General features: G+C 74.0%; 18 protein-coding genes. 9 read left to right on the forward strand and 9 right to left on the reverse strand.

What is annotated here, in order from left to right; all coding sequences use genetic code 11:
• Positions 1 to 7: 7 nt before the first annotated feature.
• A complete protein-coding gene (locus AC5WRL_RS13415; RefSeq protein ID WP_496088695.1) occupies positions 8 to 1378 on the forward strand; it encodes a class-II fumarase/aspartase family protein in 1371 nt (456 codons plus the stop codon).
• A 137-nt stretch (positions 1379 to 1515) separates the two neighbouring features.
• Here AC5WRL_RS13415 and AC5WRL_RS13420 read toward each other — a convergent pair whose 3' ends face one another.
• Positions 1516 to 3873, reverse strand: a complete 2358-nt coding sequence (locus AC5WRL_RS13420; protein ID WP_496088696.1) for a hypothetical protein — start codon at positions 3871 to 3873, stop codon at positions 1516 to 1518.
• Positions 3874 to 4142: 269 nt separating this feature from the next.
• On the opposite strand from AC5WRL_RS13420, the gene AC5WRL_RS13425 reads away from it, so the two are divergent.
• The 7 genes from AC5WRL_RS13425 to AC5WRL_RS13455 are packed head-to-tail and all read left to right on the forward strand — an operon-like array spanning position 4143 to position 11196.
• Complete coding sequence (locus tag AC5WRL_RS13425) at positions 4143 to 5717, forward strand: ABC transporter substrate-binding protein (protein ID WP_496088697.1); 1575 nt, start codon at positions 4143 to 4145, stop codon at positions 5715 to 5717.
• A gap of 3 nt (positions 5718 to 5720) precedes the next feature.
• Positions 5721 to 6650 (forward strand): ABC transporter permease, encoded by a 930-nt coding sequence (locus AC5WRL_RS13430; protein ID WP_496088698.1) that lies wholly within the window; start codon positions 5721 to 5723, stop codon positions 6648 to 6650.
• Between the two features lie 3 nt (positions 6651 to 6653).
• On the forward strand, positions 6654 to 7577 hold the full coding sequence (locus AC5WRL_RS13435; RefSeq protein WP_496088699.1) for an ABC transporter permease: 924 nt from the start codon (positions 6654 to 6656) through the stop codon (positions 7575 to 7577).
• Positions 7574 to 8434 (forward strand): ABC transporter ATP-binding protein, encoded by an 861-nt coding sequence (locus AC5WRL_RS13440; RefSeq protein WP_496088700.1) that lies wholly within the window; start codon positions 7574 to 7576, stop codon positions 8432 to 8434. Before AC5WRL_RS13435 ends, AC5WRL_RS13440 begins: the two co-directional genes overlap by 4 nt.
• A complete protein-coding gene (locus AC5WRL_RS13445; protein WP_496088701.1) occupies positions 8431 to 9282 on the forward strand; it encodes an ATP-binding cassette domain-containing protein in 852 nt (283 codons plus the stop codon). The genes AC5WRL_RS13440 and AC5WRL_RS13445 overlap by 4 nt, the downstream gene beginning before the upstream one ends.
• Positions 9279 to 10508 (forward strand): sialidase family protein, encoded by a 1230-nt coding sequence (locus AC5WRL_RS13450; protein WP_496088702.1) that lies wholly within the window; start codon positions 9279 to 9281, stop codon positions 10506 to 10508. Before AC5WRL_RS13445 ends, AC5WRL_RS13450 begins: the two co-directional genes overlap by 4 nt.
• The gene (locus AC5WRL_RS13455) at positions 10501 to 11196 is read left to right on the forward strand and encodes an SDR family NAD(P)-dependent oxidoreductase (RefSeq protein ID WP_496088703.1); all 696 of its coding nucleotides are present in this window, start codon (positions 10501 to 10503) and stop codon (positions 11194 to 11196) included. The genes AC5WRL_RS13450 and AC5WRL_RS13455 overlap by 8 nt, the downstream gene beginning before the upstream one ends.
• 78 nt (positions 11197 to 11274) lie before the next feature.
• Here the strand turns inward: AC5WRL_RS13455 and AC5WRL_RS13460 are convergent, their stop codons facing one another.
• Both AC5WRL_RS13460 and AC5WRL_RS13465 read right to left on the reverse strand, forming a co-directional pair.
• Positions 11275 to 11970 carry a hypothetical protein gene (locus tag AC5WRL_RS13460; protein WP_496088704.1) on the reverse strand — a complete coding sequence of 232 codons (696 nt, stop codon included), beginning with the start codon at positions 11968 to 11970 and terminating at the stop codon, positions 11275 to 11277.
• 548 nt (positions 11971 to 12518) lie between these two features.
• Entirely contained in the window at positions 12519 to 13904 is a 1386-nt protein-coding gene (locus AC5WRL_RS13465) for a flavin monoamine oxidase family protein (protein WP_496088705.1), read from the reverse strand.
• A gap of 348 nt (positions 13905 to 14252) precedes the next feature.
• Between AC5WRL_RS13465 and AC5WRL_RS13470 the strand changes: the two genes are divergently transcribed.
• Positions 14253 to 16691 carry a glycosyltransferase gene (locus AC5WRL_RS13470; protein WP_496088706.1) on the forward strand — a complete coding sequence of 813 codons (2439 nt, stop codon included), beginning with the start codon at positions 14253 to 14255 and terminating at the stop codon, positions 16689 to 16691.
• Between the two features lie 55 nt (positions 16692 to 16746).
• Here the strand turns inward: AC5WRL_RS13470 and AC5WRL_RS13475 are convergent, their stop codons facing one another.
• The 6 genes from AC5WRL_RS13475 to AC5WRL_RS13500 all read right to left on the reverse strand — a co-directional run bounded on the left by AC5WRL_RS13475 (position 16747) and on the right by AC5WRL_RS13500 (position 23672).
• The gene (locus AC5WRL_RS13475; protein WP_496088707.1) at positions 16747 to 17226 is read right to left on the reverse strand and encodes a DUF4430 domain-containing protein; all 480 of its coding nucleotides are present in this window, start codon (positions 17224 to 17226) and stop codon (positions 16747 to 16749) included.
• 72 nt (positions 17227 to 17298) lie between these two features.
• On the reverse strand, positions 17299 to 18798 hold the full coding sequence (locus tag AC5WRL_RS13480) for a hypothetical protein (RefSeq protein ID WP_496088708.1): 1500 nt from the start codon (positions 18796 to 18798) through the stop codon (positions 17299 to 17301).
• Positions 18795 to 19775, reverse strand: a complete 981-nt coding sequence (locus AC5WRL_RS13485; RefSeq protein ID WP_496088709.1) for an ECF transporter S component — start codon at positions 19773 to 19775, stop codon at positions 18795 to 18797. Before AC5WRL_RS13485 ends, AC5WRL_RS13480 begins: the two co-directional genes overlap by 4 nt.
• A complete protein-coding gene (locus AC5WRL_RS13490; protein ID WP_496088710.1) occupies positions 19772 to 21406 on the reverse strand; it encodes an ABC transporter ATP-binding protein in 1635 nt (544 codons plus the stop codon). Before AC5WRL_RS13490 ends, AC5WRL_RS13485 begins: the two co-directional genes overlap by 4 nt.
• Positions 21403 to 22524: a CbiQ family ECF transporter T component gene (locus tag AC5WRL_RS13495; protein WP_496088711.1), complete on the reverse strand. Its 1122-nt coding sequence runs from the start codon at positions 22522 to 22524 to the stop codon at positions 21403 to 21405. The genes AC5WRL_RS13490 and AC5WRL_RS13495 overlap by 4 nt, the downstream gene beginning before the upstream one ends.
• Positions 22521 to 23672 (reverse strand): SCO2322-related protein, encoded by a 1152-nt coding sequence (locus tag AC5WRL_RS13500; RefSeq protein ID WP_496088712.1) that lies wholly within the window; start codon positions 23670 to 23672, stop codon positions 22521 to 22523. Before AC5WRL_RS13500 ends, AC5WRL_RS13495 begins: the two co-directional genes overlap by 4 nt.
• Between the last annotated feature and the right edge of the window lie 400 nt (positions 23673 to 24072).

A 24072-nucleotide genomic window follows, 5' to 3' on the forward strand; every position in this document is an offset into this window, starting at 1 on the left:
GACCCGCATGAGCAGCACCGTGTACGACTCCCTGCTGTTCCGCGACATGTTCGGCACCGCCGACATGCGCGCGACCTTCAGCGACACCGCCTACGTAGAGCGCATCATCGACACCGAGACCGCGCTGGCCCGCGCCCAGGCCCGGGTCGGGATCATCCCGGCCGAGGCCGCCGAAGCCATCACCGCCCAGGCCGGCTTCGCCGGCCTGGACCTGGAACGGCTGCGTGCCGAGACCGAGATCGTCGGCTACCCCGTGCTTCCCGTCATCAAGCAGCTCGCCGGCCAGTGCGGCGACGCCGGCCGCTATCTGCACTGGGGCGCCACCACCCAGGACATCATGGACACCGCCGTGATGCTCCAGTGCAAGGAGGGCATCGCCCTCCTCCAGCGGCAACTCGACGGGGTCCGGCGCGCCCTGGAGCAGCTCGCCGAGCGGCACAAGCACACCGTCACCGCCGGCCGCACCCACCTCCAGCACGCCCTGCCCGTCACCTTCGGCTACCGCTGCGCCGTGTGGCTGGCCGCCCTGGACCGGCACGCGCAGCGCCTCGAACAGGCCCGCGATCGTACGCTGCTGGTGCAGTTCGGCGGGGCCGCCGGCACCCTCGCCTCGCTGGGGGAGGGGCCGCAAGGGCTGGCCACCCGCGCCGAGCTCGCCGCCGAACTGGGGCTGCGTGACCCGGAGATCACCTGGCATGTGAGCCGGGACGGGCTGGTGGAGCTGGTCACCCTGTTCGCCGCGATCGGCGGCTCCCTGGGCAAGATCGCCTGGGACGTGATGATGATGTGCTCCTCCGAATTCGGTGAGCTGGCGGAGCCGTTCGTCCCCGGCCGGGGCGCCAGCTCCACCATGCCGCAGAAGCGCAACCCCATCTCCAGCGAACTCATGTTCGCCGCCGCCAAGCTGCTGCGCGAGAAGGCCGGCACCGTACTGGACGCCCTCATGCAGGACTTCGAGCGGGCCACCGGACCCTGGCACCTGGAGTGGGCGGCCGTCCCCGAGGCGTTCCTGCTGCTGTCCGGTTCGCTGCACCAGGCCGAGTTCATGCTGTCGGGTCTTGAGGTCAACGCCGAGCGGATGCGGGAGAACATCCATCTCACCGGCGGCCTCATCGTCGCCGAGGCTGTGATGATGGCCGTGGCGCCGGTGCTGGGCCGGCAGCAGGCGCACGATGTGGTGTACGAGGCGTGCCGGACCGCCATTGAGACCGGCGGCACCCTGGAGTCCGAACTGCTGCGCCACGACGAGTTGGTCGGCCATCTCGGTGCCGACCGCATCGCGCGGCTGTGCGACCCGGCCGGCTATCTGGGCAGCGCCGCCGCGATGACGGACCAGGTGCTCCGCTCGGCCGGGCGCGGTGGGGGGCTGCCCGGCTGAGCCACGGCGGCTGGGCGTGGGACGCGGTTGGGCTTGGCAACGGCATCAAGACGCCGGCGCGCGGAGGGGCACCGTGGGCGACCCGGGTGCGCCCGGGGGCCAGGGCCGCGCACGGTCCTGGCCCCCGGGCATCGGCGTTACGCCTCGTCGTCGTGCACGGTGATGTACGCCGTGTGCTTGCCGGTGACGGCGTTCGACGGGTGACCGATCACCACCTGGTAGGCGGTGTCGGCGCTCGCGTCGACCACCGAGTTGTCCAGCACCGGAACGCTGACGGTGACGCTGGTGCGTCCGGCCGGGATGACCACGCGCTGGGCGGCGGCCGTGATGTGCGTGCCGGAGCCCGCCATCGCCTGGAGGTGCACCGTCACGGGAACGGTGCTCGCCCGGGACAGCGATACGGTGACGGATGCCGGGCCGGCGTTCTCGTTCACCGTGGTGTCGGCGACCGACAGCTGCGGCAGCGCGGTCGGCGCCCCGGTGCCCACGGCGGCGGTGCTGAACCCGAGATCGGACAGCAGCACCCCGCCGGTGGCGGTCGCCGTCGAGATCCGGATCGACCGGATGTCGGTGGTGTTCACGCCGGTCAGCTGGGAGACCGGCCACCGGACCGTGCTCAGCCAGGTCTTCGGCAGCACGTCCCGGTTCCCGGGCAGCACCGACAGCGCGCCGCTCAGCGCCGAGACGGTGGTGGACTGCTCACGCCCGGCACCGTCCACGACGGTGACCTTCAGGTCCCCGGAGGTGGCCGTTCCGTCCAGGGCCGCCCGCAGCGTCAGCGCGCCGAACCCGCTCACATCGCGCTGACCGGCCGGCAGGGTGGCGGTCAGCGCGCCCGAGCCGGTCCAGGTCAGATGCAGCATCTCGGCGGCCGGCACATTCGGGGTGTGGGTGACCGGGGTGAAGGACGGGAAGCGGCTGGTGAGGGCCGAGTCGCTGCACGAGGGCACCCCGCTCTGCGGGGAACGCCCGGCGACGCTCGCGCAGTACTGGCCGTTCACCGCCCCGGAGAAGGTCACATTCGCGGCCGGGTTGCTCAGCGGCGCGACATCCCGCCGCTGGGCGGCGGGGGAGTGGCCGGCCTGGAGCACGGTCGCGGCGCCCACCTGGACGGCGCTGCCCGCGTCGCTCTGGAACATCGGCAGGAACTGGTTCTCCCCGCCGAGGGTCAGCCGGAAGAAGCCCGCCGTGTAGGCGACGCCCGCCGCCCGCTGCTCGGCGGCGGTCAGCCGGGTGTTGCCGGCCGGGGTGGTGCCGCAGGCCGGGTCGTCGGCGTCGACGTACGCGTCCCAGTCGTCGCCGTAGATGCCGGTCCACAGCTCGTTGAAGTAGTTGTGGTTGGCGCCCATCATCAGCAGCGACGACTTGAGCGCGGTGTCCGCGCCGTTGGCGTACCGGGAGTCCTCGTAGAAGTGCTGGCCCTCCAGGTTGGACACATCGCCGTCGCAGTAGGGCAGCACCACGGCCAGCGGCGCGTCGGGCAGGGCGGGCCGGGTACGGTTGACCGGCGCGATCGCCAGCACCCCTTCGATGCCGTACGGGCTGGTCCTGGCCGCGTTGAGGAGCGCGGCGCGCACCGCGCCGTCGCCGCCCCGGGAGTGGCCCATCAGGCCCACGGTGTCCAGGTCGAGCCGGCCCTTGAGCGCGGAGCTCATCCCCGGCGCCGTACCGGCGTTGGCCTTGGCCAGCAGGTCGAGGTGGGCCATCACCAGCTGGCCCCGGGCCAGGGCACCCCGGTCGGGGGCCCGGGTCTGGTCGTACACGCCGATCGCGTCCGCGCTGATCGACACCACGGCGTAGCCCTGGCCGGCCAGCGTTTCGGCGGACTCGGCGTATCCGGTGTGGCTGGGCACCGGCTGGAATCCGCTGGGGCAGGGCCAGGTGGTGTTGTCGAGGGCGCCGCTCGCCGGGTTGCGGCAGGCGTCCGCCCGGCCGTGCAGGAAGATCACGACGGGGCGCTCGCCGGAGGCGCCCACGGGCAGCCATACGGCCGCCCGCTGCTCGACCGGCAGGTCGCTCACGCCGGAGAGGTTGAGCGCGGTGTCACCGAAGTCGTAGTCGGCCCGGGTGACCTGGTAGCTGCCGGGCGCGGCGGGCTCCGAGGTGAGGGGCAGCCCGGTGGGTACGTCAGCCCCCGCGACTGACGCGGACCGTGGCGTGTCGGTCCCGGGCACCACTCCGTTCCACGCCAGTCGCACCGAATCCGGGTGTGCGGCGGCGGGGTCCGTGGTGATGAGGGTGAGGGTGCTGCCGTCCTCCGACTGGATGGCGGCGCCGAGCGACCGGCCGTCGACGGCCAGTTCCGGTGCGGCGTCGCGGGTCGGGAGCGGTTGGTCGAGTTCGAGGGATATCCGGTAGCCGTCGCCGACCGGGGTGACGGACCAGGAGCCGTCGGCCGACCGGCTGTCCGACGCGGAAGCGGTCGAGAGCGGCAGTAACGCCAGCCCCAGCGCAAGTGCCGTACCGATGACGGCAGGTCTCCACTGCGTGCGCATCTACTCCACCTCATAGGTAGATCCGTTGATACGAATTTCGCAACAACGTTGGGGATCTTAGACCCGATCAGCGGCGCGGTGGACCATGCCTCTCTGGCGCCCCTTGACTGCGGATTGTGCGCAGACATGGGGGTTGGGTCGGAATTCTTGCGCGCATCGCGCGAAATGTATTGCGCAGTTCGCGCAGTCGTGTCACGGTGACCGACACAGAACCGCCGACCCGCCCGGGTCCGCCGCATCGCTCTCCCCTGACCACCGCGAGGTCAACGATGACCCCACCCACCACCGCTCCCCGCCCCAGCCGCCGCGCCCTGCTGATGCTCGGTGCCGGGGCCGGCGCCGGGCTCGCCCTCGGCCCGCTCACCGGTTGCGTCGGCCCCACCGGCACCCCGGGCCCCGGCGCCATCTCCCTCGGGCTGAACCGCTCCCTCGTCAGCCTCGACAACAAGCTCAACCAGTTCGACGCCGCCGTCACCGTGCAGCGCGGCGTCCGCCAGGCGCTCACCGGCGTCGGCGAGAACCTGCGGCTGAACCTGGTGCTCGCCGAGAGCTTCGAACTGACCGCCCCCACCCGCTGGACCGTGCGGCTGCGCCGCGGCGCCCGCTACTCCGACGGCAGCCCCGTACAAGTCGCCGACGTGGACACCGCACTGCGGATGTACGCCCAGGTCAACGGCTCCTTCATCGTCGGGCTCTTCCCCGAACTGCCCACCGTCGAGGCGATCGACGAACGCACCTTCCAGCTCCACACCCAACGGCCCGTCCCGGTGCTGGACTATCTGATGGCCAACATCCTCATCACCCCCGCCGCCGACAACGCCCCCGAGGAACTGTCCGGCGGACTCGGCTCCGGCCCCTACATCGTGACCCGCGCCAACCCCGGCACCGGCGAATACCGGCTCGCCGTCAATGAGCGCTACTGGGGCCCCAGGCCCGCCGTCACCGACGTCCGGGTCCGCTTCGTCCCCGAGGAATCCAGCCGGGTCGTCGCCCTGCGCAGCGGCGAACTCGACGTGATCGACTCCATCACCCCCGACTCCGCCGACCAACTGGAAGGGCTGCGGGGCGTCACCCTCCAGCGGGTCCCCGGCACCCGCATCAACCAGCTCTTCTACAACTTCCGCAAGCCCGCCGGCCACCCGCTGGCCGACGCCCGGGTCCGCGAAGCCCTCAGCCACGCCATCGACGGCGAGGCCCTGGTCCGCGACGTGCTCACCGGCTCCGCCCGGCAGGCCGAAGGCGTCGTCCCGCTCGCCCTGGAGGGCGCCGAACGGACCGGCGCGTACACCTACGACCCGGCCCGCGCCCGCCAACTCCTCGATCAGCTCGGCGTCCGCGACCTGAAACTGAGGATCATCTGGGAGACCGGGGAATTCGCCGCCGACACCTCCGTGATGGAAGCCGTCCAGGAGATGCTGCGCGCCATCGGCGTCCGCGCCACCCTCCAGCAGTTCGAACCCGGCGGCGACATCCTCACCTGGCGGCAGGGCCGCGGCGGCGACTGGGACCTCCTCGGCAACGGCTACCCCGGCCCCACCGGGCAGGCGATCACCACCCTCCAGGGCATGTTCGCCGGCACCGCCGAGAAGGAACGCACCCGCGACACCTACCAGGGCTACGTCGTCCCCGCCGTCGCCGAGGCCATCGCCGACGCCTCCGCCGAGACCGACACCGCCGAACGGCTGCGCCGGCTGGCCGCCGTCCAGCACGACATCTGGGACACCTGGCCCTGCCTGTGGGCCTTCGTCCCCGACGTGGTGCTCGCCCACCGCGACCGGGTGCTGGGCACCGGCCTCCAGCCCATCAACTCCTACGACCTCGCCGCCGTGCGCCTGGAGGGCTGAGCCATGCCGCGCTACCTCGCCCGCCGGCTCGGCCAGAGCCTGCTGACGGTCTTCCTCACCATCACCACCGTCTTCGTCCTGGTCCGGATGGCCCCCGGCGACCCGGCCGCCGCCTACGCCGGGCCCACCGCCACCACCGAGGACCTGGCCGCCATCCGCGCCCAGTTCGGCCTGGACCGCTCCCTCCTCGTCCAGTACGGCATCTTCCTGCGCGACCTGTGCACCGGAGACCTCGGCATGAGCTACTCCTTCCGGGCCCCCGCCCTCGACGTGGTACTGGACCGGCTGCCGTACAGCATCACCCTGGCGGTCGCCGCGATCACCGTCACCGCCCTCGTCGCCGTACCGCTCGGCGTGTGGATGGCCCGCCGGGCCGACACCAAGCGCGAACTGGGCGCCGGCATCCTCACCATCGCCGGGCAGTCCATGCCCGACTTCTGGACCGGCGTGATGCTGCTGACCGTCTTCGCCGTGCTCTTCCCCGTACTGCCCGCCTCCGGGTTCACCACCTGGGGGGGACTGATCCTGCCGACCCTCACCGTCGCCATCCTCCAGATGGCGCTCATCTCCCGGCTGGTACGGCGCGAGATGGCCACCGCGCTCGCCGCCCCGTACAGCACCGTCGCCCGCTCCCGGGGCGTCAGCCGCCGCACCCTCATCTGGCGGTACGGCATGGGCAACTCCGCGATCCCGGTGCTGACCGCGCTCGGCACCCGGTTCGCCGCCATGCTCAACGGCGTCGTGGTCGTCGAGGTCGTCTTCGGCTGGCCCGGCGTCGGCTCACTCGTCGTCCGCGCCCTGGAGACCCGCGACTACCCCCTCATCCAGGCCACCGTCCTGGTCACCGCCGCGCTGGCCATCCTCGTCCAACTCCTCGTCGACCTCGCCTACCCGCTGCTCGATCCGCGGGTGCGTCTCGGAAAGGCGGCCTGAGCCATGAGCACCGCCACCCCCTCCTCCGCCACCCCGGCCGCACCGGCACGGCCCTCCGCCGTCACCGCGAAACACCTGGCCGCCGCCCCGGCCACCCGCCGGCGGCGCGGCGCCCGCCTCAAACTGTGGATCGGCGCCCTGTGCACGGCGGTTGTCGTACTGCCCATCACGCTGGCCGCCCTGCTGCCGCTGCCAGGACCCGACGAACAGGACCTCTCCCGCCGCCGGCTGCCCCCGTTCAGCGAGGGGCATCTGCTCGGCACCGACCAGCTCGGCCGCGACCTGCTCTCCCGCATCCTGCACGGCGGCCAGGTCTCCCTCACCATCGGGCTGCTGGCCGTCGTCGTCTCCGGCGTCATCGGCATCGTGGCCGGCGCCGCCGCCGGATACTTCGGCGGCTGGGTGGACGCCACCGTCTCCCGGCTGCTCGAAGCCCAGCTGTCCCTGCCGCTGCTGATGATGCTGCTGCTGGTCGTCGCCCTCTTCGAACCCTCGATACCCGTGATCACCACCGTGATCGCCATCGCCCAATGGCCCGAAGTCGCCCGGCTCACCCGCTCCCTGGTGCTCGTCGAGCGCGAGAAACCGTACGTCGCCGCCGCCCGGATGCTGGGCCTGCGCCGCCCGGAGATCCTGCTGGCCCACATCATCCCCAACATCATCCGGCAGGCCACCCTCGTCGTGCTGCTGCTGCTCGCCCAGGCCGTGCTGCTGGAGAGCGCGCTCAGCTACCTCGGCGCCGGCCCGCAGCGGCCGTTCGCCACCTGGGGACGGATCATCTCCGACGGCCAGGACTACATCACCACCTCCTGGTGGCTGGTCACCCTCCCCGGCCTGACCATCGCCCTGCTGGTCATCGGCGTCAATCTGCTCGGCGACGGACTGCGTGACCGCGGCCGGCGCCGCCCCAAGGAGGCCGCGCTGTGAACGGCACACCACTGCTGGAGGTCGACGGCCTCCAGATCGAACTGATCACCGAGTACGGAGTGGTACGCGCCGTCGACGGCGTCAGCTTCCGCGTCGAGCGCGGCGAAACCGTCACCCTCATCGGGGAGTCCGGCTCCGGCAAGTCCACCACCGCGCTCGGCCTGCTGGGGCTGCTGCCCGACGGGCTCGCCGTCCTCTCCGGCGCCGCCCGCATCAGCGGCACCGACGTGATCGCCGAGCCGCGCGCCCTCAGCCGGGTCCTGGGCCGCCAGGTCTCCCTCGTCCCCCAGGACCCGATGACCGCGCTCAGCCCCGTGCACACCGTGGGCCGGCAACTCGGCGAGGCGCTGCGGCTGCGCCACCCCCGGCTGCACCGCGCCGAGGCCCGCGAACGCGGCATCGCCCTGCTGGCACAGGTCCGCATCCCCCGCCCCGAAGAACGCTGGGACGCCTACCCGCACCAGCTGTCCGGCGGCATGCTCCAGCGTGTCCTCATCGCCATCGCGCTGGCCGCCGAACCCGCCCTGCTGGTCGCCGACGAACCCACCTCCGCGCTGGACGTCACCGTCCAGGCAGGCATCCTCGATCTGCTGATGGAACTCCAGGAACGCACCGGCATCGGCATCCTGATGATCACTCACGACCTGGGCGTCGCCCGGCTGGTCTCCGACCGCATCCATGTGATGCGCGAGGGCCGGTTCGTCGAATCCGGCACCGCCGAGGACATCGTCGACCGCCCCGCCGACCCCTACACCCGCGCCCTGCTGGCCGCCGTCCCCGTCCTCGGCCCCTGGGACGAGGACGAGGACGAGGACCGGGACAACGAGGGGCAACCGCACCAGGAGGCGCACCGATGAGCGGCGAGCAGACCCCCTTCCTGTCCGTACGGGACCTCCGCGTCGAATACCCGGTGCGCAACGGCACCTTCCGCGCCGTCGACGGCGTCGGCTTCGACGTACCACGCGGCGGCTCACTGGCTGTCGTCGGCGAATCCGGCTGCGGCAAATCCACCCTCGCCCGCAGCCTGGTCCGGCTGCTGCGCCCCACCGCCGGCCGCATCCTGCTGGACGGCACCGACCTGGTCCCGCTCACCGAACGCCTGCTGCGCCCGCTGCGGCACCGCGTCCAGATGGTGTTCCAGGACCCCTACGGCTCCCTCGACCCACGCCAGAGCGCCCAGGAGATCATCGCCGAACCCCTGCGCCGCCGGGGCGTGCGCGACCGCACCGAACGCGACCGGCGCGCCGCCGCCCTCATCGACCGGGTGGGCCTGCCGGCCGGCGCCCGGGACCGCCGCCCCGCCGAATTCTCCGGCGGCCAGCGGCAGCGCATCGGCATCGCCCGCGCGCTCGCCGCCGGCCCCGAACTGCTGGTCTGCGACGAGGCCACCTCCGCCCTCGATGTCTCCGTCCAGGCCCAGGTCCTCGACCTGCTGCGGGACCTCCAGCGCGAGACCGCGCTGACCTTCGTGATCATCTCCCACAACCTGGGCGTGGTACGGGAGATCAGCGACACCATCGTCGTCATGCGCGAGGGCCGCGTCGTGGAGAGCGGCCCCACCGCCGCCGTACTGGCCGCCCCCGCCGACCCGTACACCCGCGCCCTGCGCCGGGCCGCCCTCGACCCCAAGGCCATCACCGGACGCAAACCGCGCTCCGTGGTCAGCCCCCGCCCCACCACCACCGCCCGCCAGGGAGCCGCATGAACACCCAGCCGGCCGCCGCGCCGCCGCCACAGCAGCCGCCCGTCATGGACGGCGTACTGCGGCCACACCCGGTCGAACCCGGCCGCACCGACGCCTTTCTGCCGCCGCCCGCGGCCCAGTGCCACGCCGCCTCGCTCACCTTCCTGCCGGGCGGCGACCTCGGCTGCGTCTGGTTCGCCGGCACCCAGGAGGGCGTCCCCGACATCTCGGTGTGGTTCGCCCGGCTGGCACCCGGCGCCGAGACCTGGAGCACCCCGGTACGGCTCACCGGCGACGCCTCGCGCTCCGAGCAGAACCCGCTGCTGTTCCCCACCCCCGGCGGCGAACTGTGGCTGCTGTACACCGCGCAGCACGCCGGCGACCAGGACACCGCCGAGGTACGGCGAAGGATCTCCCGCGACGGCGGCGACACGTGGGAGCCGCCCGGCACCCTGTTCCCGGCCGATGAACGCGGCGGCGTCTTCATCCGGCAGCCCGTCACCGTGCTGCCCTCCGGCCGCTGGCTGCTGCCCGTCTTCCACTGTGTGGCCACCCCGGGCCGCAAGTGGGTCGGCGACCACGACACCAGCGCGGTCATGATCAGCGAGGACCAGGGGCACAGCTGGCGGGAGACCGCGGTCCCCGGCAGCGAGGGCTGCGTCCACATGAACATCCACCCGCTGCCGGACGGCACCCTGCTGGCGCTCTTCCGCAGCCGCCGCGCCGACCGGATACACCGCTCGTACTCCCGGGACGGCGGCGAGAGCTGGAGCGTGCCGGAGCCCACCGAACTGCCCAACAACAACTCCTCCCTCCAATACACGCCGCTCGCCGACGGCCGGCTGGCACTGGTGTACAACCACGCCGGCCGCACGGACGCCACCGGCCGGCGGGTCTCGCTGTACGACGAGATCGACGACAGCGGACTGGCCGGCGAGGGCCCGGCGCCGGCCGCCGCCCCGGCCCCGGAGGAGGACGACGGGCGCGGCGCGTTCTGGGGTGCCCCGCGCGCCCCGCTGACCCTGGCGTACTCGGCGGACGGCGGGCGTACCTGGACCGATCGCCGGGACCTGGCCACCGGGGACGGCCACTGCCTCACCAACAACTCCCGGGACCGGCTCAACCGCGAACTGTCCTACCCCACCATCACCCGGGGACCGGACGGTGCCCTGCACATCGCGTTCACCTACTGGCGGCAGACCATCCAGTACGTGCGGCTCGCCCCGGGCGGAGCCGGCGATGCCTGAGCCGGGCCCGGAACGGCGGCCCCACGCGGTGGTCACCGGCGCCAGCTCCGGCATCGGCGAGGCCATCACCCGCCGGCTGCTCGCGGACGGCTGGCGGATCACCGCGCTGTGCCGCAGCGCGCCACCGGCCTCGCCCGCGCTGCGCTGGATCCCGTGCGATCTGAGCCGGCCGGAGGAACTGCCCGGCGTGCTGGGCGAGCCGGGCCCGGTACGGGCGGTGGTGCACGCCGCCGGGCTGCAACGCACCGCGCCGCTGGGCGCGCTGTCGCCGGCCGACGGCGAACTCATGTGGCGGGTCCATGTGCAGGCCGCGACCGTCCTGCTGGACACCCTGGCGGACCGGCTGGTGGACGGCGGCCGGGTGGTCCTGCTGGGCAGCCGCACCATGACGGGGGTGCCGGGCAAGAGCCAGTACGCGGCGACCAAGGCCGCGCTGGCGGCGCTCGCCCGCTCCTGGGCCGCCGAGCTGGCACCACGCGCGGTGACCGTCAACGTGGTGGCGCCCGGCCCCACCGACACCCCGATGCTGCGCGACCCGGGGCGCGCCGCCACCCCGGTGGTCGCCCCGCCGCTTGGCCGGCTGGTCCGCCCGGCGGAGGTGGCCGGGCTGACGGCCTTTCTGCTGGGCGAGGAGGGCGGCGCGGTCACCGGCCAGACGTGGGTGATGTGCGCGGGTGCCTCGCTGTGAGACCGGCCCCCGGGGCCCCTTTCACGAACGGCGCCGGTCGGGCCGGTGGCGGTCGGCGCGGTGCCGGTCCGGCAGGCGTCAGGCGGGATCCGCTCGGACGGGCCGCCGGTCCGCGGGCGCCGCGTACCAGCGCCACTGTGTGAGCCGGGGGCGGCCGGGGAGGGTGCCCCGGCCGGTGGCCCACAGCAGGGTCGGCCAGGGGGCCGTGTCGCGCGGCGCGTCCGGGAACAGCCGGTGCAGCGTCCGGGCGCAGATGTCGGCCGGCGGCTGCCAGTCGAGGCCGAGCCCTGCGGCCAGATCATGGGTGTGCGCCAGGGCCTCGACGATGCCCATCGCCGCGTAGCCCTCCGGGTCCGCGACGCCCATCGGGTGGTACGCGCGCAGGCCGGGGTGGGCGGTGCGCACCATGGCGACCAGCAGCGCGCCGCTGGCCTCCAGCACCTGGAGCAGCCCGGCGGGACCGGCCGCCCGGTCCGCGTAGATGCTCTGGAACGGGGCACCGGGCCGGGCCCGGGTCCCGGCGAACGGCACATAGCCCTCCTGCGGAGGCGCGGCCGGACCCAGTTGGGCGGCGTAGGCGAAGAAGTCGTCGGCCAGATGCTCGACGGTCTCCCAGCAGTCCCACTCCAGGTCGCCGGCCGTCCGCTCCCAGGCGTCGGCGGGCGCCGCGCGCAGCGTGTGGACGGCGAGCCGGACGACTCGTTCCAGATCGTCGGCCGTGACCGGCGAGGGAGAGGGAGAGGGAGAGGGAGAGGGAGAGGGCGCGGCGCTCATGCGGTTCAGCCTACGGGGGCGTGTACGTCCCGTAATGCGCTGGGGAGCGCCGCCTTCCGCAGAGCGTGGCGGGGCGTCACCATGGAGGTGGCAACGCGTACAAACTGGGGGCACACATGGGAAAGCATGCGAAGCCACAGCCCGACCTCGGCACGGGGAAGCCGCCGGCCGGGAATCAGCAGGAGCAGACACCTCCGCCGCCGCCCACCGGAAAACACCGGAAGAAGTGAGCTGACGACCGACCGGGGGGAGGAAGGCGGAGCCGGCGCGGGCACGGTCAGGGAACCCGCGCCGGCTCCGCCCGCATCGGCGGTCCCCGGGTCATCCACCCTCGGTCGGTGACCCTCCTCGGCACCCCGGCGTGACGTCGGCCCGGTCCGCGCTTCCAGCACCAGGACGGACACATCGGCCCGGTGGATCGCCCGAGGCCATTCCGGCCGCGGCCGGCCCCCAAGGGGACGCGATCGCCGCCCGGGACGCCTGCCCCCAGGGGCTGCGCACGTTCGCCGACGGGCTGCTCGCGTCGGCCGCCGCCCGCTGAGCCGGCACTACCCCTCCAGCGCCCGCCGGACCTCCGCCGCCGCGCGTTCACCCGAGCGAACCGCGCCCTCCATGAAGCCCGACCAGTGCTCCGCCGTCTCCGTGCCCGCCCAGTGCAGCGGGCCCACCGGGCGGGCCAGCCACGGCCCGTACGCGCTCCAGGCCCCCGGCGGTACGGCGGCGGTGGGCCCGCCGCCGCTGAACCGCTCGCCGCCCCAGGAGTGATCGGCGTACGCGAGGGGTCGGGCGGCGCGCGGTCCGAAGAGCGCGGCGAAGGAGCCGAGGGCGGCCCGGCGCCGCTCCGCGGCGGGCAGCGGGTCGAAGGCGCGCGCGTAATCTCCCCCGATGAAGCCCAGCAGCACCCCGGGGCCGTCCGCCGACGGGCTCACATCGAAGGTGATGAACACCGGCCCGGTGTCCGACAGCGCCTGCCCCGAGCGCCCGTCCGCCCGCCAGAACGGCGTCTCGTACACCCCGTACGCCTTGCCCAGCACCCCCTGCGGCCAGCGCTGCGCGAGCTGCCCGTACGCCGCCGGCAGCTCCGGGGCGAAGCCGATGCCGCGCCGCAGCGCGGGCGGCACGGCGAGGATCACCCGGCGGGCGCGCACCGTCCCGCCGTCGTCCGCCAGGTGCAGCACCGCCCCCGCGCCGCTGCCGTCGTCGTTCCATGCCACGCGGGCGACCGGGGCGTTGAGCAGCAACCGGCCGCCCAGGCCGGCCGCCAGCCGCTCGGCGAGGGTGTGCGCCCCGGTGGTGAAGTGCTCCTGCTGCGCCCCGCCCGCCACATCGAGCATCGGCCGCAGCCCGCCGCAGCCGCGTACATAGTGCAGCGCGTGCAGCAGCGACAGCTCACCGGGCTCGCAGCCCCAGGTGGTACGGGCCACGATCGCGAGCATGGCGCGGGTGGTGCCGGTGGCGCCCACGGCCCGCAGCCATGAGCCCAGGGTGTGCGCGTCCAGCCGGCCGGCCCGGGCCGCGCGCCACGGCGCGCCGAGCGGCACGGTGCGCATGAGGCGTTCGAACTGCCGCATCACCCGGTCGAGATCGAGCAGTGCGGCGGGCGGCAGCCGGGGGATGGTGCCGGCGTACGTACGCACCCGGCCGCGCCGCAGCAGCAGATGGTGACCGCTGTCGTACGTGGGCCGGGTCGGCACCCCGAGCCGCGCCGCCAGCGCGGTGACCCGCCGCTGGGCCGGGCCGATGAAGGTGCCGCCCAACTCGACATTGACCCCGCCCAGCCGCAGCCCGGCGAGCCGTCCGCCGACCCGGGCCCGGGCCTCGGCGACCAGCACGTCGTGGCCGGCCGCCGCGAGTCCGGTGGCCGCCACCAGACCGGCGAGGCCGGCCCCGATGACGGCCACCTCGGTGTCCGTGGTCCCGCGCCGCTGCTCCATGCCGTCTCTATCCCGCCGCCCGGCGAGGCTGTCAAGAGCGGGCGCGGGACGTGCCGGTGGCATCTGATCGTGATGCGTTGCTCACAGTCGCTCACATGAGGAACGCGTTACATACGCAGTATGATGACCTTCTGTTAACCTTTGCGCTAGGAACGCATGGCCCGCCGGCCCCCACCGACAGCGGCGAAGCCCGCCGCCCGCCCCTGGCTGGAGCCGGGAAAGGGCCGTGGTCCGGCTTCGGCCGTACCGTCGCACCGCCGCGCCGGGGGTGCACCGGCGCCTGCTGTATTTCCCTTCCAGCCCGGGTCTGTTGTTCACCAACGACTTCCCGGTCGGAAGGAAGCCGCGATGCTTAACGCAGCACAGAAGAAAACGGCAGCGACGCCACCGTCACCACCACCGGTGGTGACCGTGGTCATGGCGGTCTACAACGCCATGCCGTACCTCACCGAGGCGATGGAGTCCCTGGAAAGACAGACCATCGGCCTGCACCGGATGGAGATCATCGCCGTCAACGACGGCTCGACGGACGACAGCGGAGCCGAACTCGACCGCTGGGCCGTCCGCCTCCCGCAACTGCGCGTCATCCACCAGGAGAACACCGGGGGCCCCAGCCAGCCCCGCAATCTCGGCATCGACCTGGCCCGTGGCCGCTACGTCTTCATCGCGGACGCCGACGACGTCCTCGGCGACGAGGCCCTGGCCCGCCTGGTGACCATGGCCGAGGACAACAGCAGCGACGTCGTCTACGGCCGCATGGCCGGCCTGGGCGGGCGCGGCGTCTCCGTTCTCGCCTTCAAGCACGCCGCCCGCGCCGACCTCTTCCGGTCCGAGATCTATCGCTCCCTCAGCCCGCAGAAACTCTTCCGGCGCGCCCTGCTCAACGACCACGCCATCCGGTTCCCGCTCGACCTGTGGCTGGGCGAGGACCAGGTCTTCTGCACCGAGGCCCTGCTGGCCGCCAAGACCATCTCCGTCGTCGGCGACTACGACTGCTACTACGCCCGGCGGCGCGACGACGGCCAGCACCTGACCCTGCGCGACAAGACCGCCTGGGAACGGGTCGCCCACGTCAAACGGGTCATGGACCTGGTCGCCGAACGGGTGACCGACACCGACAACCGGCGCCGGCTGCTCGGCCGGCACTTCCGGCAGATCGTCGGCAAGACCCTGCTGCCGATCGCCGCCCAGGACGAATTCGCCGGCGAGTTCCGCGACGACACCTACCGCTTCGTCCGCGAACTGTGCGACACCTACTGGGAGCCGGAGATCGTCACGCATCTCCCCGCGCTCACCTGGCTGCGGCTGCACTGCTTCCTCGAAGGCCGCTACGAGCAGCTGGGGGTCCTGTGCCGGTTCGCGGACCACACCCAGCCGCCCGAACTCGTCGAGGACGGCCGGGTGTACCGCCCGTACCCCTTCTTCCGCGACCCGGCAGCCGGCATCCCCGACGAGATCTACGAGGTCACCGACCGGCTCAAGGCCCGGCACACCGTCACCGGCGCCCGGTGGACCGGCGGCACGCTGACCATCAGCGGCCACGCCCACATCGACGCCATCGACACCAAGGATGTGCGCACCCGCATCGAACTGCGCAGCCGCACCGGCCGCCGCTCCCACCACCTGCCCACCCGGCACACCGCCACCCCGCTGCTCACCGAACAGCACGGCAAGCGGGGCCGGTACGACTTCGGGCTGGCCGGCTGGGAGGCGACCCTCGACCCCGACACGGCGGCCGACGGCGGGCCGCCGGCGCACGGCGTGTGGGACCTGTGGGCCGTCGTCGACATCCAGGGCATCCGGCGCGAGATACGGCTGAACGCGCCGGCCGAACCCGCCGGCAGCTGGACCATGCCGGCCGGCCGCCCCCGTACCACCGGCGGTGACCCGGTCGTCCCGTACCGCACCAAGGGCAACAAGTTCGCCATCGACATCGGCGGCGGAGTGCGCGGGATCGCCGCGCAGGGCATGATCACGGACCAGCGCTGGGGCGGGGAGGCCCTGCGCTTGACCGGAGCCGGCTGGATCGACACCGTGCCGGGCACGGAGGTCGAACCGCAGCTGATCCTGCGCTGCCGGCAGTCCGGGCTCCACATCGAGGTGCCCACCCGGCGCGCGGACGTACCCCGTACCGAACTGGACGCCGCGCCCGCCCACGGTGTGCCCGCCGAGGTGGGCTTCGCCGCGGATCTCGACCCGCTGACCGCCGACGGCGGCAGCCCGCTGCCGCCCGGCGTGTGGGACCTGCACCTGCGGCTGACCGCCCCCGGCGTCACCCAGGAGGTACGGCTGCGTGCCGTCACCGGACTGGCCACCGAACAGCTGTGGCGGGTACGGACCCTGACCGACCGGGACGGGCAACTGCGGATGGTCACCCCGTACATGACCAAGAGCGGCAATATCGCGATCGACTCCGGCGGCGTCTACTTCACCCCCGAGAACCAGCTGCTGGTCGCCGAGGGGGGCCGCGATCCGGAGTCGAAGCGGGAGTTCGTGATACGCGGGCGGGTCGGCGTGTACGGCGTACGGTCCGAGGACCTGAGCCTGCGGGTCACGGTCGGGGACGGCCTGCCGCAGACCATGGCCGTCGTACTGGCCGCGCCGCGGCCACAGGACCCGGCGCCCAAGGCGATCGGCCCGGAGCGCAACGCGGGCGACTGGCCGGCGTTCACCGTGCGGATTCCGGTCAGCGGCGGCGGGCCGTTCCGCCGGCCGGTGATCACCGCCCAGCTGGAGCTGGCCACCGGGGGAGAGGTGTTCGCCTCGCAGCCGCACAAGACGCGCTGACGGCGGCGGCCGGGGCCCGGGGCCCGGTGGCGCACCACCGGGCCCCGATCCGGGATCAGTCGATCTCGGTCCAGGTGAACGCCACCCGGTCGCCGTCCGACACCAGGAACTGGCAGCCGCCGACCGGGGTCGCGGCGCCGTTCACCGAGATGAGCCAGAACTCGTCGGCGGTCTGGGAGATCCCGGCGATCTGCGTCACCAGATAGTCGTCGAAGGACGCGTACCACACCCCGTCCCAGCTGAAGCCGTTCTGCTGGGCGGCGTCGTCGAGCGCGGCGGTCGGGGTGGCGCCCGGCTCCGGGTTGGCACCCAGGTTGGTGCCGTCGCACAGCCGGGCCCCGCCGGTCAGCGGCGTCACGGTGTGGCCGGTGGTGGTCACCTCGTCGGAGAACACCGTCCCGGCCGGGCCGGTGACGGTCAGCTGTACGGTCACCGGGTCGGCTGCTGCGGTGGTGCTCGTGACGGGCGCCGGGGCCGCCCCGACCAGGGCCAGTACGGCGGCGGCGGTGAGCGTGACGGTAGCGGTACGGATCATGGCTCTCCCTAGAACGGAATGGCTGGGGGGACGCGTGACGGGGCTTGGCCGGGCTTGTCCGGGCTTGGCGGGTCAGACGGTGCCGCGCCGGCGCTGCCGGGCGAGCAGATACACGCCCGCGCCGGCCGCCAGCAGCATCGCGGCGGCGGAGATCATCGGCACGGCGTTCGAACCGGTGCCGGCCAGCCCGCCGTCCGGGGTCAGCCCACCGGTGGCGGCCGTGCCGCTGTCGCCCGAGACGGCGGTGGTCGTACCGGCGGTGCCGGCGGTGCCGGAGCCGGCATCGGAAGCGCCGCCGGACACGGCATCGCCGGAACCACCGGCGTCCGTACCGGAGTCGGCGCCGCCATCGGCGCCGCCGGCGATGCCGTCCGTACCGCCGGCGTCGGTGCCGCCCCCGTCCGTACCTCCGGTATCCGCGCCGCCCGCGTCCGTACCGCCCGCGTCCGTACCGCCGGCGTCGGTGCCGCCCGCGTCCGTACCGGCGTCCGCGCCGCCGGCGTCGGTGCCGCCCCCGTCCGTACCACCGCTCCCGCCGCCGGGCGCGCAGGCGATCGGAGCCGGCAGCGCGGTGCCGCCCGCGCCGTCGATGTCGCCCAGTGTCACCCCGGCCAGCGCCGGGATCACCTGCGCGGTCGCCCGCAGCGCCATCCCGTCCGCCTTCGGCTCCGAATAGCCGACCGCACCCCGGTCGGCCTCGGCCCCCGAGCAGCCGACCTGCACACTGCGCAGCCAGGCCGTGCCGCGTGCCGCTGCGGCGTCCCGGCCGCCGCCGATCAGCGCCTGGACGGCCAGGGCGGTGGAGTTGGAGTTCGGCGCACTGGCGGCGTTGTACCCCCAGCCACCGCCCGCCTGCTGCTGGTTCTCCAGCCAGTCGAGCGCCGGCGTGACATCGGCGGTCCGGCCGACCGCGAGCAGCGCCTGAACGGCCATGCCGGTGCTGTCGGTGTCGGCGTTGCAGTTGTCCGGGTTACGGCGCAGCGACAGCGGATAGCCGCCGCTCGCGCAGCGGGTGGAGGCCAGGAACTCCACCGTGCTCCCGGGCGCTCCGTCGGCGGTACGGGCCAGCGCGAGCACCCCCAGCGACTGGGTGAACTGGTTGGACATGTCCCCGGACGGCCCGGAGTCCGAGAACCGGCCGGTGTCCTGCACCCGGCCCCGCAGCAGCCCGGTCAGATCGTGGCCGCCGAAGTCGGACGGGTCCCGGTGCTCGATTCCGGCGACCAGCGCGAGCTTGGCGGTGCCACCCGCGTTGACCGCGTCCGGGTTGCCGCCCCGGTGGATGTAGTCGCCGGCGTTCATGGCCAGCCAGTCGGTGGCCCGCTCGGCGGTGTCCCCGGCGGTGCCGGTGGCGGCCAGCGCCATCACGATGTCGGCGGTCAGCCCGTGATCGGCCGAGGCGTGGGTGGCGTCGGTGAGCTTGCCGACCGCCCAGGTGGCGGCGGCCTCGGCGGGGGAGACCAGCTCAAGCGGCGCGTCATCGGCCCGGGCGGTGGCCCCCGGCAGGGCCAGCGCGGTCGCTATCAGCGCGGCGGGCAGTACGGCGGACGCGCGTCTGCGCAGGGTCTTCATCGGGTGGTCGCTCCTTGGTCGGTGGATGCGGCGGAAGCGGAAGCGGAAGCGGCGGCGGTGGCGGTGGCGGTGGCGGTCGCCGTCGCGAAGGTGACCGGTACGTCGAAGGCGGCGCGGCGCGCGGCCCGGCGCAGCGTGGCCAGCACGGCCGGCCCCAGGACGCACAGCGCGACGGCGTTGGTCACCGCCCGGCCGGTGTCCCAGCCGAAGGTGGAGGTGGCCAGGGTGTAGAGGAAAAAGGTGTGCAGGTTCTCCAGCGGGCCGGCCTCCGGGTCGAAGGACAGCTGGGTGCCGGCGCCCAGCGCGAACGGCCAGAACCACAGATTCATCAGAAAGCCGAAGACATAGGCCGCCACCACCCCGTACCCGGCCAGCAGCGCGATCTCGGCGCGTCCGGTGAGGCGGCGCGGCAGCAGCCCGGCGCCGAGCCCCACCCAGCCGGCGGCCATCATCTGGAACGGCAGCCACGGGCCGACCCCGGCCGTCAGCAGCGCCGACGCGAACAGCGAGATGGTGCCCAGCGCGTACCCGAACCCGGGCCCGAAGACCCGGCCGGCCAGGATCAGCAGGAAGAACACCGTCTCGATCCCGGCGGTGCCCGCGCCGAGCGGTCGCAGTGCCGCGTTGACGGCGGCGAGCACCCCCAGCAGGGCGAGGGTTTTGGGGTCGATGCCGCCCTCGGAGATCTCCGCGAGCACGACGGCGAGAATCACCGGCAGCAGCAGCACGAACATCAGCGGCGCCTGCCCGGCGTGCGCCACGGCCTGCGGCTGTGGTGGCGACAGCAGCGGCCAGCAGAACATGCCCAGGCCGATGACCGAGGCCAGGACGAGGACGGCGGCGGCCCGTGGCCCGACCCGCAGCGCGGTCACCCGGTCACCGGGTCGGCGCCGAGCCCGCGCCGGTGCCGGTGCCGGCGGGTCCTCGCCCGCGCCGGGCACGGGCCGGGCCCGCGCCTCCTCGCGCGGCCCGCTCATCGGGCGCTCTCCTGGGCCGCCGCACTCGGCGCGAGCGCCGCCCCGACCTGGTCCGGGGTCAGCCAGCGGGCCGGCTTGAGGACTTTCGCGACCTGCGGCGCGAACGACGGCGAGGCACAGATCACCTCGGCGGTCGGGCCGTCCGCCACGATCTCGCCCTCCGCCATCACCGTCACCCGGTCCGCCGTGGCCGCCACGAACTCCACGTCGTGGGTGGCGATCATCACCGCCCGGCCGTCCGCCGCCAGATCCCGCACCACCTGCCCGAAGTGCCGCTTGGCGTGGTAGTCCAGGCCCCGGGTCGGTTCGTCCAGCAGCACCACATCCGGCGCCGCCGTCAACTGCACGGCCAGCACCAGCGCGAGGCGCTGCCCCTCCGACAGATCGCGCGGATGCCGCTCCCCGGGGATGCCCGGGGTCAGCCGGTCCAGCAGCGCCCGGCAGGTGCCGGGCGCGGCCTCCGACTCGGCGTCGGCCTGGGCGCATTCGCCGTCCACCGTCTGGAGGTACAGCAGATCGGCCGCGGTCTGCGGCACCAGGCCCACCAGCGCCCGCGCCCGGCGTGCCGACACCTGGCCCGGGTCGGTGCCTGCTGCCGCCACCGCGACCTCGCCGGAGCGGCGCGGGCCCGAGCCCTGGAGGGCCCACAGCAGCGAGGACTTCCCTGACCCGTTGCGGCCCATCAGCGCGATGACCTCCCCGCCGTGTACGTCGAGGTCCACCTCGCGGACCGCGACCCGCTCCCCGTAGGTGACGGTGACCTTCCGCGCCGTCAGCGCCACCTCCCCGGCGGCGGCCGGCGGGGAGGGCGGTCGCAGCCCGGCCAGCCGCTCGCGCAGCCCGGCCGCGTGCCGGCGGGCGTCCCGTACCGACAGCGGCAGCGGATCCCAGCCCGCGATCCGCCCCAGATGGACGATCGGCGGCGCGATGTCGGCCTCCGCGATCAACTCGGCGGGCGGCCCGGACCGTACGGTGCCGTCCCCCGGCAGATACAGCAGCCGGTCCGCGTACTGGAGCACCCGCTCCATGCGGTGCTCGGCGATCACCACCGTCGTGCCCAGGTCGTGCACCAGCCGCAGGATGGCGGCCAGCACCTCCTCGGCGGCCGTCGGATCGAGCGCCGAGGTCGGCTCGTCCAGCACCAGTACGGCGGGGTGCGCGGTGAGTACCGCGCCGATCGCCACCCGCTGCTGCTGGCCGCCGGAGAGCGTACGCAGCGGGCGGTGCCGCAGCTCGGCGATGCCCAGCAGATCCAGGGTCTCCTCCACCCGCTTGCGCATCGTCTCGGGGCCGATCGCCAGCTGCTCCATGCCGTAGGCGAGTTCCTCCTCGACGGTGTCCGTGACGAAGCCGGCCAGCGGGTCCTGGCCGACCACGCCCACCAGATGGGCGAACTCCTGCGGCGGCCTGGAGCGCGTACTCTGCCCGGCGACGGTCACCGTGCCGCGCAGTTCGCCGCCGGTGAACCGGGGCACCAGGCCGTTGACCGCGCCCAGCAGCGTGGACTTTCCCGAGCCGGTGCGCCCGGCGATCAGGCACAGCTCGCCCTCGTCCACCCGCAGCCCGACCCCCTCCAGGGTGGGACGGGCCGCGCCGTCGTAGCGGAAGCTCACCGAGTCGAAAACGATCATGCGCGGGTCTCCTGGAGGGCCGGGGCGTCCTGCGGCGCGGCGGCCGGCGGCGGGGGTGGGGGAGTGAGGACGGCGGGCAGCAGGCCGGCCAGTACGGCGAGGACCGGCAGCGCGGCCACCTCGGGCCAGCTGAGCGGGGAGAGGGAGGGGTAGAGGTTGGCCGGGTCCACCCGGGTGCTCACATACATCAGGGCGCCGGCCGCCAGCCCGCTCGCGGCGGTGAGGAGTTCGGCCGTACGCCACCGGTCGGGGCGGTAACTGCTGCGCCGCACCCGGCGCCCGCCCAGCACAAAGCCGGCCACGGCGAGGGCGGCGCCGCCCACCAGCAGCGGCAGCCCCAACAGCCGGGACGCGGACGGGTCGAGCGTCCCGTACAGGCCCGCGCACACGCCCAGCAGGCCGCCGATCACCAGCAGTCCGGTGAGCAGCCGGGCGCGCGGCGCGGTGGCGCCGAGCCGGCCGTAGCCCCGGGAGGCCATCGCGGCGGCGAGCGCGAGGGAGCGGCTGAGGGCGTCCTCCAGGACCGGGATGATGATGCCGCGCAGGGCGCGGCGGCCCTTGCCGGCCGCGCCGCGCAGCCGGCGGGCGCGGCGTACCCGCTGCACGCTCTCGATCAGCTGCGGGGCCACGGTGAGCGCCACGACGACGGAGGTGCCGATCTCGTACAGCGCGCCGGGCAGGGATTTGAGGAGCCGTTTGGGGTTGGCGAGGGCGTTGGCGGCGCCGACGCAGATGACCATGGCGGCGAGCTGGAGGCCGTCGTAGACGCCGCCCAGCAGTTGTTCGGCGGCGACCGGGCCCAGCAGCCGGATGCCGGCCGCGGCCTCGGGCAGCGGGATCTCGGGGAGGGTGAACAGGATGGTGGAGCCCTGGCCGCCACCGAAGATGATGCGGAACACGACGCGCATCACCACGATGAACGCGCCGAAGAGCAGATACATCCGGAAGGACAGCGCCCAGGGCGCGTCGCTGCGGCGGCTGACGACGACATAGCCGGCCACGGCGATGACCAGCAGGAGCAGCACCGGGTTGGTGGTGCGGCTGGCGGCGACGGCCAGGCCGAGCGCCCACAGCCACCAGGCGCCGGGGTGCAGGGCGCGGGGGAGCGGTGTGATCACCGGTCGCCGGCCTGATCGGTGGGGGCGGTGGGGGCGGTGGCGCCGGCACCGGCACCGGTCGCGGTGGAGCGGCGGCGCCAGGCGGTGAGGCCGGCGCCGGCCGCCAGAGCGGTGGCCAGCCCGATGGCGGCGAGGGTGCCGGTGGGCGGGCCGCCGGAGCCGGACCGGTCGTTGGCGGTGAGGTCGTGGGAGTCGTCCTGGCCGCTCCACTCGGCCGCCTCGGTGGGCGCGGGGGCGGGCTCGGTCGGCTCGTCCGGGGAAACCTCCGCCGCCTCGTCCTGGTCGGCGTCCGCTTCCTTGTCCTCCTGCTCCGGGTCCTCGGCCCGGTCCGGGTCCGCGGTCCGCTCGGCGTCCGGGGTCGGCGCGCCGGGGTCCGGGTCCTGGGGCCGGGGTTCGCCGGGGGCACCGGCGGCCGTACCGTCCTGGCCACCGGTGGCGGCACCGCCACCGGAGCCGCCGGTCGAGCCGCCCGACGCGGCGGAGCCGCCGCCGGACGGACTTCCGCCCGAGCCGCCCCCGCTGCCGCTCCCCCCACCGAGCCCGCCGGAGCCGCCGCCGGCTGCGCCGCCGCCGCCACCGCCACCGCCGCCGTTGTCCGCCGGGCGCTGCGGGGCGACGCCTGGCGGCGTGGCCAACTCGTCCTCGTCGGCGGTCAGCGCGAAGGACCAGCCCTCGATGCTGCCCTCGGGCGGCGTGCGGTACGTGGCGCCGCGCTGGCTGTACGTCCAGTCGCCGCCGTTGGGCGCGTGCCAGTACGACCAGTACGCGGTGGCGGGCGGGGTGTCCACACAGCTCTCGGTGTCCGCCCCGGGGCGGCCGTTGATGCGGCAGATGAACGCGTCGCCCCAGCGGGTGGTGCCGCCGACCTCGAAGCCGGCGTTGCGCAGCGCCGCCAGGCCGTCCGCCTGCGGCCCCGGCGCGCACCGTACGACCCGGCCGCCGCCCAGCCGCTGGAAGTCGACCACCACGGTGACCCCGCTGCTGTCCGGGCAGAACCCGGGGGTGCCGGCGACCGCCGCGCGGCCGGCCTGCGCCGTGGCCTGCGCCGTACCGGCGGCCGGCCCGCAGAGCGCGAGCGCGGCGAGCAGGGCCGGCAGCAGGCAGGCGACCATGGCGCGGACGCGGACGCGGGCGCGGGCGACGGGCATCGGATGCCTTTCCATCGGACCGACGCGGTGCGCGCCCAGGGCCCGTGCATCCGCCCACACGAGAAGACCCCTGGCGCGCGTTTCGGTGAAGAAAGCGGCAGGGGCCGACCAGCCGGGACGGCTGAGGGCTCCACGCTGCGGACCGTGACAGTGAGAAGCGGGTGTTCACGCCGGCGAGCCGAGTGATCCGACTCGCGACGCGGAACGCCGCACACGGTTGCAGGTCAGTGCCGGATTCGCACCGGCTTCCCTCGGTCGTCAACGCATGAAGTTATCCATCCCCCGAAAGGCGGAATCCGACCCAGAATAGGCCGCTCACCTCGGATTTGACCAGACCTTTATCTGCGGACCGATGTGCTGGATCATGCACGCATACCCGCCCGGGCGATCACCGGCCGGC

Source organism: Streptomyces sp. NTD107, from assembly GCF_059510435.1.

Excerpts from the sequence above, each read along its gene's own strand:
- AC5WRL_RS13480 (WP_496088708.1), bottom strand. The coding sequence starts at position 18,798 with ATGAAGACCCTGCGCAGACGCGCGTCCGCCGTACTGCCCGCCGCGCTG.
- AC5WRL_RS13430 (WP_496088698.1), top strand. The coding sequence starts at position 5,721 with ATGCCGCGCTACCTCGCCCGCCGGCTCGGCCAGAGCCTGCTGACGGTC.
- AC5WRL_RS13500 (WP_496088712.1), bottom strand. The coding sequence starts at position 23,672 with ATGCCCGTCGCCCGCGCCCGCGTCCGCGTCCGCGCCATGGTCGCCTGC.
- AC5WRL_RS13460 (WP_496088704.1), bottom strand. The coding sequence starts at position 11,970 with ATGAGCGCCGCGCCCTCTCCCTCTCCCTCTCCCTCTCCCTCTCCCTCG.
- AC5WRL_RS13415 (WP_496088695.1), top strand. The coding sequence starts at position 8 with ATGAGCAGCACCGTGTACGACTCCCTGCTGTTCCGCGACATGTTCGGC.
- AC5WRL_RS13425 (WP_496088697.1), top strand. The coding sequence starts at position 4,143 with ATGACCCCACCCACCACCGCTCCCCGCCCCAGCCGCCGCGCCCTGCTG.
- AC5WRL_RS13420 (WP_496088696.1), bottom strand. The coding sequence starts at position 3,873 with ATGCGCACGCAGTGGAGACCTGCCGTCATCGGTACGGCACTTGCGCTG.
- AC5WRL_RS13450 (WP_496088702.1), top strand. The coding sequence starts at position 9,279 with ATGAACACCCAGCCGGCCGCCGCGCCGCCGCCACAGCAGCCGCCCGTC.
- AC5WRL_RS13465 (WP_496088705.1), bottom strand. The coding sequence starts at position 13,904 with ATGGAGCAGCGGCGCGGGACCACGGACACCGAGGTGGCCGTCATCGGG.
- AC5WRL_RS13455 (WP_496088703.1), top strand. The coding sequence starts at position 10,501 with ATGCCTGAGCCGGGCCCGGAACGGCGGCCCCACGCGGTGGTCACCGGC.
- AC5WRL_RS13490 (WP_496088710.1), bottom strand. The coding sequence starts at position 21,406 with ATGATCGTTTTCGACTCGGTGAGCTTCCGCTACGACGGCGCGGCCCGT.
- AC5WRL_RS13470 (WP_496088706.1), top strand. The coding sequence starts at position 14,253 with ATGCTTAACGCAGCACAGAAGAAAACGGCAGCGACGCCACCGTCACCA.
- AC5WRL_RS13475 (WP_496088707.1), bottom strand. The coding sequence starts at position 17,226 with ATGATCCGTACCGCTACCGTCACGCTCACCGCCGCCGCCGTACTGGCC.
- AC5WRL_RS13445 (WP_496088701.1), top strand. The coding sequence starts at position 8,431 with ATGAGCGGCGAGCAGACCCCCTTCCTGTCCGTACGGGACCTCCGCGTC.
- AC5WRL_RS13485 (WP_496088709.1), bottom strand. The coding sequence starts at position 19,775 with ATGAGCGGGCCGCGCGAGGAGGCGCGGGCCCGGCCCGTGCCCGGCGCG.
- AC5WRL_RS13435 (WP_496088699.1), top strand. The coding sequence starts at position 6,654 with ATGAGCACCGCCACCCCCTCCTCCGCCACCCCGGCCGCACCGGCACGG.